The sequence below is a fragment of the Enterobacter sp. 120016 genome (assembly GCF_018383635.1).
Classification (GTDB): Bacteria; Pseudomonadota; Gammaproteobacteria; order Enterobacterales; family Enterobacteriaceae; genus Enterobacter; species Enterobacter asburiae_D.
The window spans coordinates 36,868-53,548 of sequence record NZ_JAHAWC010000005.1; the positions used below are offsets into that span (position 1 = coordinate 36,868).

The 16,681-nt window shown below is 57.8% G+C and carries 9 protein-coding genes; 5 read left to right on the forward strand and 4 right to left on the reverse strand.

The window, feature by feature from the left end; genetic code table 11:
* The first annotated feature begins 17 nt into the window (after positions 1-17).
* Both KIF87_RS09545 and KIF87_RS09550 read left to right on the forward strand, forming a co-directional pair.
* Positions 18-929 carry a hypothetical protein gene (locus KIF87_RS09545; RefSeq protein ID WP_213328588.1) on the forward strand — a complete coding sequence of 304 codons (912 nt, stop codon included), beginning with the start codon at positions 18-20 and terminating at the stop codon, positions 927-929.
* Between the two features lie 398 nt (positions 930-1,327).
* Entirely contained in the window at positions 1,328-2,131 is an 804-nt protein-coding gene (locus KIF87_RS09550; RefSeq protein ID WP_213328589.1) for a DUF4225 domain-containing protein, read from the forward strand.
* Here KIF87_RS09550 and KIF87_RS09555 read toward each other — a convergent pair.
* On the reverse strand, positions 2,109-2,423 hold the full coding sequence (locus KIF87_RS09555) for a hypothetical protein (protein WP_213328590.1): 315 nt from the start codon (positions 2,421-2,423) through the stop codon (positions 2,109-2,111). The genes KIF87_RS09550 and KIF87_RS09555 overlap by 23 nt on opposite strands.
* A 401-nt stretch (positions 2,424-2,824) precedes the next feature.
* Here KIF87_RS09555 and KIF87_RS09560 point away from each other — a divergent pair, with 401 nt between their 5' ends.
* Both KIF87_RS09560 and KIF87_RS09565 read left to right on the forward strand, forming a co-directional pair.
* A complete protein-coding gene (locus KIF87_RS09560) occupies positions 2,825-3,181 on the forward strand; it encodes a KPN_00521 family repetitive protein (RefSeq protein WP_029740047.1) in 357 nt (118 codons plus the stop codon).
* A 174-nt stretch (positions 3,182-3,355) separates the two neighbouring features.
* On the forward strand, positions 3,356-3,913 hold the full coding sequence (locus KIF87_RS09565; RefSeq protein WP_213328591.1) for a YceI family protein: 558 nt from the start codon (positions 3,356-3,358) through the stop codon (positions 3,911-3,913).
* Here the strand turns inward: KIF87_RS09565 and KIF87_RS09570 are convergent.
* From KIF87_RS09570 to KIF87_RS09580, 3 genes are read right to left on the reverse strand one after another with little or no spacing between them, the layout of a single operon-like run.
* On the reverse strand, positions 3,905-4,696 hold the full coding sequence (locus tag KIF87_RS09570; RefSeq protein WP_213328592.1) for an anti-sigma factor family protein: 792 nt from the start codon (positions 4,694-4,696) through the stop codon (positions 3,905-3,907). The genes KIF87_RS09565 and KIF87_RS09570 overlap by 9 nt on opposite strands.
* The gene (locus KIF87_RS09575; protein ID WP_213328593.1) at positions 4,693-5,223 is read right to left on the reverse strand and encodes a sigma-70 family RNA polymerase sigma factor; all 531 of its coding nucleotides are present in this window, start codon (positions 5,221-5,223) and stop codon (positions 4,693-4,695) included. Before KIF87_RS09575 ends, KIF87_RS09570 begins: the two co-directional genes overlap by 4 nt.
* Before the next feature lie 7 nt (positions 5,224-5,230).
* Complete coding sequence (locus tag KIF87_RS09580; RefSeq protein ID WP_213328594.1) at positions 5,231-5,758, reverse strand: tetratricopeptide repeat protein; 528 nt, start codon at positions 5,756-5,758, stop codon at positions 5,231-5,233.
* Between the two features lie 759 nt (positions 5,759-6,517).
* On the opposite strand from KIF87_RS09580, the gene KIF87_RS09585 reads away from it, so the two are divergent.
* A complete protein-coding gene (locus KIF87_RS09585; protein ID WP_213328595.1) occupies positions 6,518-16,606 on the forward strand; it encodes a BapA/Bap/LapF family large adhesin in 10,089 nt (3,362 codons plus the stop codon).
* The last annotated feature ends 75 nt before the right edge of the window (positions 16,607-16,681 follow it).

A 16,681-nucleotide genomic window follows, 5' to 3' on the forward strand; every position in this document is an offset into this window, starting at 1 on the left:
TGTTTAAAGGAGAAATCATGGAATCTGCACGTGATAAATATACCAGTGAGATTATTGAGGCAGAAGATCTTTGGTTACTTGATGTTGTAGATACGAACAGTTACGTATGCTGGGGATGTGGGATTGAGATGTATCCTTCTGCTTGGCAAAAAGGAAGTAAGAAAAGACCTTCGTTTAATAAAATGCCTGGAAAAGAGCACATTAATTGCGATGCTGATGCAGAAAGCACAGTGGTTAAACAGGGGCAGAAGAAAAGTGTCCGCCGCATGTTAGATAGCGCACCGGGTTTGATGCCTGCAGGATTAAAACTGATTGAAAATCGACCCGTTGTTGATCCTGACACTACTGGTAGCAACAACAAACCCAATCCAATACGTTCTACAACATCGGCATCCAGCGAGGGAAATGCTCCAGCGCGGCAATCCCGCCGCCCGGTTAATGCTATTCGCCAGATTTGTAGGGCATTTATTCGCTTCCCGTATGACCGTGGTATGTCATTAAATATCCCTAGTATTGATGCCGATACTTACATGACCGCGTTTAAAAAACTTAAAGATCCGGTTCAGCCTTACCCGGAGCGCCGAATTTTTTATTCACAGTTGTTGTGGCAGAAATTTGAGCAAGACGAAAACCGAATTGTCATTCCGCTCTCGGGAGAATGGGCAAAAGACGAATTTGGTAAGTTTAAGCCCTCGCGTAGCTATAAACTACATATTGAGTGGGGAGAATGGTCAAAAGCCAAAAAGACTATGCTTTTGAATGAGCTTGAAACTGTGCAGGAAGAAGCAAAAGAAGCAGTAAATAAAAAAGCTAAAGAGAGAGCTCAAGTCTTCTTTATCGGTGAGCAAAGCACTGAGAATCCGGAAATCTTCTACGTAAATGATTACCGGTTAATCTGCGCGATTATGGGATATATAATTTACCCCTGACATTTACGGGCCTTCCAGCAAAGGGAAGATCCGTACAAAGTAGTTTTTTGTCAGTACCGCCATTGTAAGTATCTCCATAATGGTGCTGTTCTCATTTAGAGATCTTCCGGCAAGACATCGTTTGTTGCTCCGGGTCTTTAAGACAAATAGCGGATACTGAGGCATAAGCGTTCCCCCGACGATAATGAGAATCAGTATAGAGTACCATTCGTGCGGATTTTCATGATTCCCCCTATCCAACAGGGGGGACTTCATAGTAATAAAGGCAAAAAAAATTTTTTCTGAATTATGACACGGCCCTCTGGGGTGCCTCTTGCACTGCAAGAACATATGCAAACGAGTAAACATTGTTATATGCTTTTGGCCGGAGCTGTCATAACGCGTTCATGAGGGTATATATGGATATTTCGCTGCTTACAGGACAACAGACTAAAGCATGGTCAGCGACCATGATTAATCTGGAAGCTCGTAAACTCATTAACACTGCAAACATGGTAGCGGCTAACCATCTCAAGGATGGGCTCACCAGAATTCAGTTCATGGAAGACGTTAAAACTTATATAACTGAGCAATTTTCTCTTGCCCGCAAAGCGAAATCCGACGAAGAAGGGATTTCCTATATAAAAAATCTCAGGGCAGAGAACGAGAATCTTCTTGAACAAGATCGCCTGCTCAGAACGAAAGCAGCGCAGCTTTATGCCAGGGTTGAGTTCATCAAGGAAAACAATAAAGTTGTTGGCTATGTCATCTCCGCTGTACAGGTTGTTTTTGCTGGGTTACAAGCCGCAGGTGGATTACTCCTTGCGAGCTCAATGACACCGGTCGGTGTGTTGTTAGGTGCAACACTGGTAATTGATGCGGCTAATACCGTATCCAGAGAAGTGAATAATCAATTACTGTACAAACCTGATTCGCAGGGATTTATCGCTGACACAGCGATGTCGGTTGCAGAGTTTATGGGATTTCGCGGTGAGGCTGGTCTGGCTGCGTATAAAACGGTAAGCCTTGCTGCCAATGCTTACAGCGTATTTGGTTTACTTCGCAAACCTGGCTCCTGGCGTTTGTTTTATTTTATGCGCTCAGATTTTTACAGAAAAATGGACTCAATGAGTCGGCCAAAACTTACTATGAAAATCATCGGATATGGCATAAACGCAAAAATTGTTTTTGACTTACTGTCTATTGATAATAGCCCCTCTTAAATCGCCAGGCTTTATACGTTAATTTGAGAGGAGTCATCCAACAGAAGATGCCAAAGATAAACAGCACAGCAACGCCTGATGAGATGATATTTTCTCGGGAAGCGAAGCAAACAGCCAGTATGAACAGAAGAGTAAGTACGACTGAAAGTATAACAGTCCCTTTAAATCGATTTGAAAGCGCAGGAAGCAAAATATCCAGCGTCGAACGCTGAGTATCCACATAGCGTTTAAGTTTTTGCAGCTCTTCTTTTGTGAAACCCGACTTAAGCAACGCTTCTTCCGTTATCGCCATGCCATTCCCCTTCTTCTAATCAAAGTCAGTATACCGTGATCTTTGCAAAAAAAAACCGACCAACAGGCCAGTAGTTTATAGTGTTACCCCTTGGCTTTGACAAACATCAACACCCTCTCCCCCCTCCTGTGCAAAATTACCCATACCACCCAGCGCTACGGATTAGCCGCCCAACCCGGAAGGAACCCCAACATGTACAAACCCATAACCGTCATAATCTTCATTCTCCTGACTCTCGCCGCCCTTGCTGAAATAGGCTTTTTATCCTTTGGATAATCCTCAGGCGAAATATCCCTCATCAAGGCACATTGATCTCATTACAGTTTTTTCCTAAAGCCATCCCGCTTCGCCTGTGCCATGCTGAATCACGCTCATAACCGATAACGTTAAATGAGGATATTATGAAAAAAACAATTATCGCATTATCTGCCGTTCTGCTGGCTTCCCCAGTATTTGCTGCGACCACACATGCAACTGACGATACCGTCGCTGCGGCGAACGCAAACGCCAACGAGGCGAAGCAAAAACTGCACGAAGAGCAGAACAAAGGTGAAGAGCTGAAGCTGAAACAGAAGCATGCTGCGGAAGGCAAAAGCGAGAGCCTGGGCAGCAAGGTCAGCGAAGATTCCCAGAAAGCCTGGCATAAAACCAAACAAGGCACCGAGAAAGGGTGGGATGCCACCAAAGAAGGCGCTGAGAAAGGCTGGAACAAAACCAAAGAAGGTGCCAGCGAGCTGGAAAAGAAAGTCACTGAGTAATCCCTTCGAAAGGCCGCGCAAGCGGCCTTTTTTATTCCCCGCAGCGCTGTGTTCTCAAGGCTACACTTGTCACCAGGTCCGGTTATCGCGCTCCGGTTGAAATAATGTCAACAAAGCCGAATAGATCCCGGAGGTAACGCGTTTACTCCCTGCCCCCCTAAAAGAGATCCTGAGATGCTGCGACGCCTGGTGATAGTGCTTGTTTTGGTTTGTCCGTGGGCGATGGCAGCCCCGAAGAGCTACATTATCGACACCGATAACACCGACATTCGGCTATCGTGGCATGCCTTTGGCGGCATCCTCTCCTGGGCGACGTTCAGCGGCGTGACGGGCGCCGTGACGCTCAATCCGGAGAACGACGTCGACGACCATATTCACGTCACCATTCCCGTAGCGACGCTTGTGGCGTCAAACAAGCTGCTCACCTGGCAGCTGAAAAGCGACATGTTTTTTGAATCTGAGCGTTATCCGACTATCGAGTTCATCAGCTCTCGCGTGGTCGCTCAGGGCGACGGGCGGTACAGGGTATTCGGCACGCTGACCGTGCGAAACATTGCCCGCCCGGTGATTCTGGAAGCCATCGTGAAAGACCCGCACGCCCAGGCTCTCACCCTGGATGCCACGACGGCGATCTCGCGCGCGTCCTACGGGATGGATAAGTTTGCGCTGGTGGTGGACGATCGTATTGCCATCGCCATTGCGATTAAGACGAACGACGTGCCGTCATCCTGAGATGAGCCGCTGTAGCTGCTCCGCGTTTCCCCGCAGGTGAGACGGCGGGTTACGGCCAATCAGGACAAACTGGTAGCCCGCCTCCTGCCACCACGCCAGGTTCATGCTGTGCCGCTGCTCCTGGCGCAGAGAGGCCGTCGTCTTCTCATCAACAGGAGAGATACAGAGCGCCATCGGGCCGTAGTCGGCGTTGATCCAGGCAATCTGCGCGATAGAGGTGGTTTCATAGCGCAGCATTCGCACCATTTTCAGCTCAGCCCCCTGCAGGACAAGCTGCGACATTTGCAGCTTCATGCCGATGTCCTGCGCGGCCCGTTCCAGCCCGCGCTGCAGGACCGGCGTTGCGCTGTCCATATCCAGCAGCGTCTCGACGCTGTACAGGGACATATATTGCGCTTCCAGGTCGCGAATGTGGGCGTTCTCATCCGCCGGCGCGGAAGCGGGCCTCAGCAGGTAGCCCAGCCCGGAGCCGACCATCAAGAAGCTGACCGAGGCGGCAATCAGCGCCCGCCTGCTGACGCCAGCCGGCGTGGAGGACTGTGGCTCGGGAATCGCTGCCAGACGCGCCTGCATTGTCTCCAGAGGGGCGTCATCCAGGAGAGAGGCAAACGCCCCGGCGAAATCCTGGCTGCTTTTCATCAGTTCGGCGGTTCGCCCGGAGAGGCGTTCGTCAATTTTCATCTGTTCTTCAAATTGCTGCGCGTCGGCGCGGCACATCTCGCCATCTATCCATGCCACGATAGCGTCGTCGTTGTAAGGCGGTGCAAAACGGTGCGAGTTCAAGAGCGTTTCTCCTTTACCGGAGGCAGAGCGTCAGCGGACCTGGCAAGCCGAGCCCGTGCCGTTACCAGGCGGCTCATCACGGTACCGATTGGCACCGCCAGGGTCTCCGCCGCCTCCTGGTAGGTAAAGCCTTCGACATAAACCAAAAATACCGCGTTGCGCTGGGCTTCAGGCAGCGCGTTCACGCGCTGCATCACCTTCAGGTAATGCAGGCGCGTCTCATCCTGTTCGCGGGTGTCCGGCGCCAGAAGCTCATCGCTGGCCACAAATCCCTGCCCCTGACGCACGTGTCGTGCCCGAAGCTCAGAGATCCAGATGGAGTGCAGTATCGCGAACAGCCACCTGTCGATGCGCGTGCCCGGCGTATACTGGCTGCTCCTTTCAAGCGCACGCACGCAGGTGGACTGAACCAGCTCTTCGGCGATATCCGTGTTTCGCGACAGCACCAGCCCATAGCGCCAGAGACGCGACAGGTGTGCCGCTAACTGTTGACGAACCTCACTGGTAGCGATGTGTTTTCCCTCCACGAGAAAATCAGGATTCCGGATGTCCGTTGATGGCGGCCTGCAGGTCACGGTACTCTTCGCAGGACTGGCCACAAATACCGGCAATCACCTTCAGCTGTTCTTTCGCGAGGTCAGGACGTCCTTTTACCATCCACGCTTCACCGAGATATTCCCGGGCTTTGGCATAATCCGGTGCGATAGCCAGCGCGCGCTGGTAGTAACCAATACCTTCGTCCGTGCGGCCAAGTTTACGCGTGGCGAACCCGCGATAGTTCCACGCTTCAGCCGTATTGCCATTTTTCAGCGAATCAAGCAGATTCAGCGCCGCCTGGTACTCGCCTTTTTTCGCGAGATGGTACGCATAGTTGGTTTTGTCCTGGTCGCTGAGGCTGCTGCTCTTGTCCGGCACACATTTCTGGGTGGCGCTGTCATACACCTGTCCGGAAGGACAGTCGGGCGTTTTGCTCTCGGTACTATTATTGCCCATTGCCAGCGCCAGGGGGGAAAGCAGGGAAAAAATCAGCACCGGGATCAAACGAAGCGAGGTCGTGTTCATATAAAGCTCCAGGGTAAGAAGGGAGTGACGTCAGTAAACGCCCGACTGACGAGTTTTATTCATTCTCCCCGTAATTTTTTTTCTGTCGCAAAATCATGCTGACGTCGTAGGCCCAACGAAAATGAACCAGGCTATTTTATCCTTGCCTTAACGTTATTATTTTCGCGTGATAGCAGAATTTTAACCCTACATAAGAATATATTTCATTGCGCAAGTGACATAATATATTTTATATCAAAAACGTTACCCTAACTTAAATGAATATTAAGTGTGATTAAACAATGACGTTTTACATTATATCCAAAATGCCCCCTACCAATTATCATACTGCCTAAACCACATTAATAATCAACATCGCAATGTGAAATTAAAATCATATAAAACAGATAGTTACAGCAATGCAATTATTTGCAATACGAATATATTAATGCCCTCTTCACTGTTTCCGCACTTATTTACGAAAGCTTAATTTGCACAACATGTGTTTTCTGTCTATATCATTTTTATATCCTCAAAAATAATTCCTCTATTAATTACAGGGTTTTACAAAACATAAAATACGAAAAAAACGGTTCTCTTTCATAAGAAATTAGATTCGCTCTGATGTTGCCACTCTAAATCCTGGCGGGCATCGTGCGCGCTAAAAACAACGGTCAGTGCTGCGTAATAACAGCGACTGCGCCGGGGCGCCCTTTACCTTCTGCAGAGATGGCTCGTCTTGCTCGCCGTTCATGACACATCTGCTGGAGTAATACCTAAATGAGCCAAATCTCTGTTATATCGAAACTTACTGGCGTGGAAACGACCACGGAAGGCACACAGGTTACGCTGAGCCATTCCTCTATCGTTGAGCTTCATGTCGAGCGAGCAAGCGTCTCCCACTTCGCGCGAAGTGGTAACGATCTGCTGGTTACGCTGCACTCCGGCGAGGTGATCACCCTTAAAAATTTCTACGTCACGGACGCGCAGGGCGTGAGCCAGCTGGTACTGCAGGACAGCAACGGCGCATTATGGTGGATCGAAGATCCGACCGGAGCCGCCACGTACGAATCTATCGCGTCTACGGACGTGCTGCTCGCGGCCTCCGGGAGTGACGCCGGTGCCGCCGCCATCTGGCCTTGGGCACTGGGCGGCATTGTCGCAGCGGGCGGCATCGCGGCGGCGGCAAGCACCGGCGGAGGTGGCGGTGGTGGCGGCAATAACAATGGCACCAACCCCAACATACCTGTCGATCCTGCCGATCCGGATACAACACCGCCGAATCCGCCTTCCGGTCTTACGTTCTCTTCAGATGGCAAAACCGTTACCGGTACCGCCGAACCCGGCAGTACCGTTACGCTGAAAGACGCAAACGGTAATGTTATTGGCACAGGAAAAACGGGCAGCGATGGCAACTTTACCGTCTCTCTCGGCACACCGTTGACCAACGGCGAGCAGGTGACCGCCACCGCGACGGATAACGCCGGGAATACCAGCCCGGGCACAACGCTCAACGCGCCGGACATCACCGCGCCCGATGCGCCAGCAATCACCAGCGTAACGGACGATATTGCCCCGCAGACGGGGGCAGTCAGCAACGGCGGCAGCACCAACGATCAGCGTCCGCAGCTTACCGGCACCGGCGAAGCGGGCTCGACCGTGACGATTTATGACGGCGGCGTCGCTATTGGTACGGCGGTGGTCGCCAGCAACGGCACCTGGACCTTTACCCCGTCGGTTGACCTGAGTGAAAGTACTCACCAGATTACCGTGCGGGCAACCGACGCCGCCGGCAACACCGGGCCAGCCTCACCGGTATTTACACTGACTGTGGATCTTACCCCGCCGGACGCACCGACCGCGATTGTACTGACCGACGATACGGGCAATATCAGGGGAACCATCACGTCGGTCGCACCTACCGATGCTTCGCTGCCGATCCTGGCGGGAACGGGCGAGCCCGGTGGGACCATCACCATCTATGATAACGGCGTGGCGATTGGCACAACGACGGTGCTGCCCAACGGCACCTGGAGCGTTACCCCAGACGGTCCGCTCCCGGACGGGACGCACTCAATTACCGTCACTGAAACCGATGCCGCCGGAAACCAGAGCACGGCCTCAGAGCCTGTCATCTTCACCGTGGACACCACGCCGCCGTTAGCCCCTGGAAACCTCGTGGTGTCGAATGATGGCGGCACCATCAGCGGTATAGCGGAGGCAGGCAGCACGGTGACCATCCGTGAAGATGGCGTCACCCTTGGCACCGCTGTTGTCGATAGCCAGGGCAACTTCAGCCTGACGCTGACCCCACCGAAACTCAACGGCGAAATCCTGACCGCCGACGCCACCGACGCGGCAGGCAACACGGGGCCTGCCACCTCCGCGGCGTCACCGGATATTACCCCACCGCAGGCACCAATTATCGTGTCTGTGATTGATGACGTGCAGGCCACCACCGGCCCCGTAGGCCCTAACGGGATTACCAACGACCGGGCGCCGACCGTGAACGGAACGGGCGAGGCGGGCTCGACCATCACGATTTATAACGGCAGCGATGTCCTCGGTACGACGGTTGTTCCCTCCTCCGGCCTGTGGAGCTTTACGCCGCCCGCACCGCTGACCGATGGCACGTACGTGCTGACGGCAACGGCGACGGATCCCGCCGGTAACCCGAGCGGAATATCAACCGCGTGGACAATTAACGTCGACGGGACGGCACCCGGCGCCCCGGTTATTTCACAAGTCGTGGACGATGTCCCCGGGCGTACCGGCTCGCTCGATATTAATGAGACCACCAACGACGCCACCCCGACGCTCAGCGGTACCGCCGAACCAAACGCGACGGTCACCGTCCGCGTGGACGGTGTTGCTATTGGTACGACCGTCGCCAATGGCCTTGGCGTATGGATCTTTACGCCTTCCTCGCCGATCGGTGAGGGTCCGCACGCCCTGACCGCCGTAGCGACCGACGCGGCAGGTAACACCAGCGGCGTCTCCAACACCTGGACTCTGACAGTTGACAGCGTCGCGCCTGCCGCTCCGGTGATTACCCAGGTGATAGATGATGTGCCGGAGCGCCTCGGTGCGCTCACCTCCAACGACAGCACCAACGACACCACCCCCACGCTCAACGGCACGGCTGAACCGGGATCGACAGTCACCATCCGCCTGGATGGCACCGATCTTGCCACGGTTCCGGTCGACAACAACGGCGCGTGGAGCTATACCCTCACTACGCCTCTAGGCAGCGGGCCTCATACCTTTACCGTTGTCGCCACCGACGCGGCGGGGAACACCAGCCAGCCGTCAAGCGGCTTCACCCTGACCGTCGATACCACACCGCCAACAGCAGCCACCATCGCCACCGTGACCGATGACGTCGGCGGCGTTCAGGGCACGCTCAGCAGCGGCGATACCACGGATGACACCAAACCGCTGCTGCAGGGCTCCGCCCCGGCGGATGCGGTAATCACCGTTTATGACGGCGCCACCCTGCTCGGCACCGCCACCCTCGACGGCAGCGGCGGCTGGAGCTTTACGCCCGTTACCCCGCTCACCGACGGCCCGCATTCCCTGACGGTTCACGCCACGGATGCCGCTGGCAATACCACCATCTCCAGCCCGTTTGTATTGACGGTAGATACCGTCGCGCCTGCCACGCCGGATATCCCGACAATTACCGTCAATCCTGGCGGCACAGAAATACCGCTGAACCCGGGCGAAACCACCCGCGACACCACGCCAACCCTGAGCGGTACCGGCACGGCGGGCGATACCGTGACGATCTACAACGGCGGCGTCAAACTTGATGATGTCATCGTGGACGGTACCGGCCACTGGACCTGGACACCATCAACCCCGCTGCCTAACGGCACCTATGACATTACCCTGACCGTCACCAACATGGACGGTACGGGCAACGAAAGCGCCCCGTCGCAGCCGGTCACCATCACCATTGATACCGACCCGCCTGCCACGCCTGCGGCACCGACCGTCACCGACAGCGTCACCCAGATCACCGGCCCCGTTCCCGATGGCGGAACCACCAACGATCCGCGACCGGTCCTGAGCGGCACCGGTACGCCGAACGACGTAATCAACATCACTGACACGGTCAACGGCGGCACGCCAACCGTCGTTGGCACCGTCACGGTAGACAGCAACGGCAACTGGAGCTGGCGCCCTGGCAGCGACATTGCGGAGGGCAGCCACGTCTATACCGCCACCGCCACCGATGAGGCGGGCAACGTCTCTGACCCGTCGCCAGCGATTACGATCACCGTGGATACCCTGGCGCCGGATACGCCGGTCATTAGCGCCGTCGGCGGTGAGCCGAACGGCGGCTACATCACGGATACCACACCGACAGTCGGCGGAACCGGCGTTAACGGTGAGACGGTGATCGTCTACAACAACGGCGTCGAGCTGGGCCGCGTCGTGGTGGCGAACGGAGAATGGAGCCTGACGCTTCCAACGCAAACGGACGGCCCGCTAAACATTACCGTGGCGGGCGTAGATGCAGCGGGCAACGTCAGCGCCCCGAGTTCGATCTTTACCGTGACGCTCGATACCGTTGCGCCTGGGATACCGCAGATTAATGCCGTTTCAGACAGCCAGCTCACCAACAACGTGCTCTACACCCGCGACGGCACGCCGACCCTTACCGGGACCAGCGAACCCGGCACCACCGTTATCGTCTCCATCGATGGTACCCCGTCGGGCGTGCCGGTGACGATACAGCCGGACGGCAGCTGGAGCTGGACCGCAGGCACAACGCTGTCGGATGGTTCTCATACCTTCACTGTCTCCGCTACCGATCCTGCGGGTAACGCCTCAGGAAGTTCAGCACCGCTGAGCGTGACGGTGGATACCCTGGACCCAGCCGCCCCGGGCAATCTTAGCCTTGCTCAAGAAGGTACGCCGCTGACAGGCACCGCCGAAGCAGGCGCACTCATCACCGTTAAGGATAGCGGCGGTAACGTCATTGGTACCGGGGTTGCGACCGGCGGCAGCTTCTCCATCGCGGTCAGCCCGGCCCCGCTGGATGGCGCGACCCTGACCGTGACCGCAACCGATGCGTCCGGACGTACCAGCCCTGATGCGACTTACAATGTCACCGGTACGCTTCCGAATCTTCCTGACGTGCCCGCGATCACGGCGATCAACGACGACGTCGCCCCAATCACAGGCGACGTGAAGGACAAAACCACCAACGACACTACCCCAACCCTCACCGGTACGGCTCAGGCGGGCAGCCTGATCACCATCTATCTGGACGGTAGCGCGACGCCATTGACGACGGTAACCGCCGACGGCAGCGGCAACTGGAGCTATACGCCACCCGCGCTTGGCGAAGGGCTGCACACCTTTGAGGTGACCGCGACCCTCAATAACCTGACCAGCGGCCGCTCTCCGGCGGCCAGCGTCACCGTCGACCTTACTGCGCCGGGCACGCCAACTATCGGCGCGGTGATTGACGATGTCGGTCCGGGCACCGGCCCGCTGACCAGCGGCCAGACTACCAACGACAACCAGCCGACCCTCACCGGCACCGGCGCGGTGGGCGATACCATCTCCATCTACAACAACGGCGTGCTGCTGGGCAGCGTGGAGGTCGGCAACACCGGCACCTGGAGCTATACGACGCCTGCCCTGACAGAGGGCAACCATGTCCTGACCATCCGCGAAACCGATCCGGCAGGAAACCAGAGCGGTCCTTCGGCGGGCTTCACCGTCGTGGTGGACTCCGTTTCCACCACGCCGGTTATCACCAACGTCACGGATAACGTCGGTAACGCCGCCACTACGGTGGTTAGCGGCAGCGAAACGAACGACGCCACGCCAACCCTTTCGGGGACTGCGGATGCAAACAGCGTGGTGACCATTTTCGACGGCGGCACGCAGATTGCCGTGGTCACGGCTGACATCAACGGCGCATGGACGTTTACCCCTGACACCGCGCTCGGCGAAGGCTCGCACAGCTTCACCGTCCGAGCGACCGATCCGCAGGGCAACGTCAGCGCGGTCTCTGCCCCCTGGAGCGTGGTGGTTGACCTGACGGCACCGACGGTTCCGACGCTGGATACGGTAAATGACAACGTCCCTGGCGGCGTTACGGGCAACCTCACCAGCGGGCAGACGACCAACGACAGCACCCCTACGATTAGCGGCACCGGGCTGGCGGGCAGCACCATTCACATCATGAACAACGGCACGCAGATTGGTACTGCGGTTGTTGACGGAAGCGGCAACTGGACCTTTACGCCGACCGCGCCGCTGGGCGACGGCAGCTACTCCCTGCGCGCATATGCAACGGATGCTGCAGGCAACGCCTCGGCGAACTCGTCGGTCTTTGCCTTTACCATTGATACCGCGGCCCCTGGCGTACCGGTGGTAACCAGCGTGATTGACGATGTCGGTCCGGTCACCGGGGCGCTCACGTCAGGCAACAGCACCAACGACGCGCGTCCAACCTTCAACGGCACGGGCGACGTGGGTTCTACCGTGCACGTGATCGTTGATGGCACCGAAATTGGCACTGCGGTGGTGAATGCCCAGGGCAGCTGGACCTTCACCCCGGGTACCGATCTGCCCGACGGGCCGCACGCCATCACCTTCAACGCCACCGACGCGGCTGGCAATACCGGCAGCACGACGACGCCGTTTAACCTGACGGTGGATACGGGCGTGCCGTCGGCACCGGTCATTTCGACCGCGGGTGACAACGCGGGTAGCATTCAAACCCCGCTCACTTCCGGGCAGAGCACCGACGACACCACGCCGACGCTGAACGGTACCGCGACCGCCAACGCCACGGTCACCGTTTATGAAAACGGGCAGCCGGTCGGCACCGTTCAGGCGGACGGAACCGGCGCATGGAGCTTTACGCCGTCAACGCCGCTGGCTAACGGCAGCCACACCTGGACCGCCACGGTCACCGATGCAGCGGGCAACGTCAGCCCGACCTCGCCGAACTTTACCCTGATTGTTGATACTGCGGCACCGAACGCGCCGGTAATCAGCCAGGCGATAGACGACGTAGGCAGCATCACCGGCCCGCTCACGTCCGGGCAAACAACCGACGATACGGTACCGCGCCTTGTCGGGACCAGCGAACCGTTTGCCACCGTGAAGATCTATGAGGGATCTACGCTTGTCGGAACGGGCACCGCGGACGGCAGCGGAAGCTGGAGTATCTTGCTCAACACCACGCTGACGGCGGGCGCGCACAGCTTCACCGCGCAGGCGACGGATGCGGCAGGCAACACCAGCGTGTCGTCCACCAGCTTCAGCCTCACCGTCGACACCACGCCGCCAGCGCTGCCGGTGCTGACCAGCATTCTGGATGACGTGGGCAATGCGGCAACGCCGGTCGCGAACGGCGGGTTCACAAACGACGCGCAGCCGACCCTCACCGGTACGGCGGAAGCGGGATCGACGGTGAAAATCTTTGATAACGGCGTACAAATCGGCAGCGTGACGGCAACCGGCGGGGCGTGGAGCTTTACGCCATCCCCGGCGCTGAGCAACGGTCCGCACAATTTGAGCTTTACCGCCACCGATGCGGTAGGCAACGCCAGCTCGCCTACCGCCGGGTATGTGATTAACGTCGATACCCTCGCGCCGGGCGCGCCGGTCATCAGCTCGGTCATTGATGATGTCGGCAGCGTCACCGGGCCGGTGACCGGTACGAATCCGACCAACGACACGCGCCCAACGCTCAATGGGACAGCCGAAGCGAATGCCACGGTGCGGATCTACGATGGCATCACGCTGGTGGGCACGGTGACCGCCGACGGCAGCGGCAACTGGACCCTGCCGCAAACCACCACGCTGACGCAAGGCACGCATAACTTCACCGCCACGGCCACCGATGCGGCGGGCAACACCAGCGTGGCGTCAGCCGTAACGACGATTATCGTCGATACGACCGCCCCGACGGCGCCGACCGGGACCTTCAACGCCGACGGTAGCGTCCTGACCGGGACTGCGGAAGCAGGCAGCACCGTCTCTATCCGCCTTGCGGACGGCTCGACGGTGACCGCCATGGCGGGCAGCAACGGCACCTACAGCTACACCTTCATTAACAAACAGATCGAAGGCCAGACGCTGCAGATCACCGCCACCGACGCCGCTGGCAACGCCTCGCTGCCGGGCTCTGCCCTTGCGCCGGTGGTGCCGTTCTCCGCCAGCAATAACGTCGAAGAGCTGAACCTCAGCACCACGGCAACCGTGACCAACAGCCAGTACAGCGATTACGGCTTCCTGCTGGTCGGCGCCGTGGGCAATGTCCTGACGCTGCTGGGCAATGATACCGCCCAGGTGAACTTCACGGTGGGCAGCGGCGGCAGCGCGGATATCGTGGTGAACGCCAACGCTACGGGGGCGGTGCTTTCTCTGCTCAATACCCTGGAGCTGGTGGTTCAGCATTACGTCAACGGTGCGTGGACCACCGTGGTGGATACCGGCCAGCCGCAGTTTGCCGATCTGCTGACCCTCGGCGCAACCGGCGTCTCGCTGAACCTGACCGGGCTGGCTGACGGCAACTATCGCGTGCTCAGCTACAACACCAACCTGCTGGCGACCGGCTCCTACACCAGCCTCGACGTGGCGGTAAAAGAGACCGGTCCGGGTACGGTCACGGGCGATACCAGCCTCAACGGCAACGTGATCCTCGATACGGACCCGACCGCCGGCAGCGACAACGCGCCGGCCGGAACCACTATCTCCGCGGTCACTAACGCCCAGGGCATCACCACCAGCGTGAACGCCGACGGCACGGTGATCCAGGGCAAATACGGTACGCTGACCATCAACCGCGACGGCAGCTACACCTATAACCTGACCGATACCAGCGCCGCGGTCATTGGCCGGACGGAGAGCTTCACCTACACCATCACCCACAACGGCGTCAGCGCGTCGGCACAGCTGGTACTGTCTCTGGGTGCCGGTACGGTAATTAACGGCATTGTGGCGGTGGACGACACGGCCTCGCTGACTTTCGACACCAGCGTGCACGAAATCAATAACGGCGCCTCGTCTCAGGGCGGCTTTACCCTGGTGGGCATTAATCTCGGCAGCACGCTGGGGCTTAACCTGCTCGACGACATGACCAACCCGATTATCTACAACGTGGAGGAAGGCACGACACGCACCATGACCATCCAGGCCTCCGTGGGCGGCGTGGCGCTGGCGTCGGTATTCGATCTGTACGTCTATAAGTTCAACAACGCCACCCAGACCTTCGAGCAGGTTCGCGTCGAGTCGGGCTGGCTGCGCGCCCCGCTGCTGGGGGGCACGTCATCCCAGCTGACGCTGAATCTGCCCGCCGGGGAGTACCTGTTCTTACTCAATACCGCATCGGGGATCGCCGTCCTGACGGGCTACACGCTGAGCGTCCTGCAGGATCATGTCTACAGCGTGGCGAGCATCAGCGAAACCACCACGGGCGACGTGCTGGCGAATGACCCTGTTCCGGCGGGCACCGTGGTCACGGAAGTGAACGGCGTGACGGTCAACAGCAGCGGAACAACCGATATTCAGGGGGAATACGGCACGCTGACCATCAATTCGTTGGGCCAGTACACCTATACCCTGAGAAGCGGCGTGGGGGCGGACCATATCAGCACGCCGGACACCTTCGTCTACACCGTTACCGCGCCTGACGGCTCGAAGGATACGGCATCGCTTAACATCACCCCAACAGCGCGGGCGATGGATGCGGTGAACGATGTCAGCAGCACGATGGACCTCACCTCGGTGCACCACACGTCGGTCTACTCGGATACTACCGTGGGCGTCGCCAACTGGACGACGGCGCTGTTTTCTTCAACCCAGGGCTCCGGCAGCGGAACCTTCGTGGTCGACCCGAACACCGCGCTGCACAACGCGTCGCTGCACTTTAGCGTGGCCTCGCTGCTGTCGCTGGGCGGGCTGACGGTGAACTGGTCCATCAGCGACGGCTCGGGCGTGATCCGCAGCGGCTCCTTCAGCGGCGGCTCGCTGCTGGGCGGCAGTATCGACGTCCCGCTGACCGGGCTGGATCTCAACGCCGGGACCTATACGCTGAACTTTACCGGTAGCGTCCCGGGGCTGAGCGTCGGGACCATCACCATCACGCCAAGCGTGAACGGCACCACCTACTCGCTGAGTGATTTCGACGTCACCGGCAGCCACACCGTCAACGGCAATATCTTTGACGGAACCGATTCTGGCGGCGTGCTGGATCAGCTCCACTCGGTGGATACCCGTCTGAGCGTGACCGGTTACAACGGCGTGGCCACCACGCTGGATCCGTATACCGGCAGCGCAACGGTGAACATCACCGGCCATTACGGCATCCTGGCGATCGGCGCTGACGGTCATTACACCTATACCCTCAACAGCGGGGTATCGCTCTCATCCATGACGTCGAAGGAGACCTTCAACTACACCCTGACCGACTCTGCCGGGAGAACGGACAGCGCCATCTTGACCATCAATATGGCGCCGCAGTTCATCAGCTCGGAGCATAACGACGCCATCTCCGGTACGGCCTACGGCGATACGCTGATTTACCAGGTGCTGAACAGTACGGTGGGGAATGCCACGGGGGGTAACGTCAGCAGCACCGCGGGCGATCACTGGACCGGCTTCTCGCTGGCGCAGGGAGACAAGATCGACATCGGCGATCTGCTGGTGGGCTGGAACGGTAGCGCCTCGACGCTGGGGAATTATCTCCATGTCACTAATAGTAATGGCAATACCGTGATCTCCATCGACCGTGACGGTACAGGGAGCACCTACACTAATACCACGCTCGTTACGCTTGATGGCGTTCAGACCACCTACGACGAGCTTGTTAACCAGCAGCACATCATTACCTGATAGCACCTGCAAGAGATGACCCGGGCGCACAGCGCCCGGGCATAAATAATAAAGCTATATTTTTTTAATAGGGAC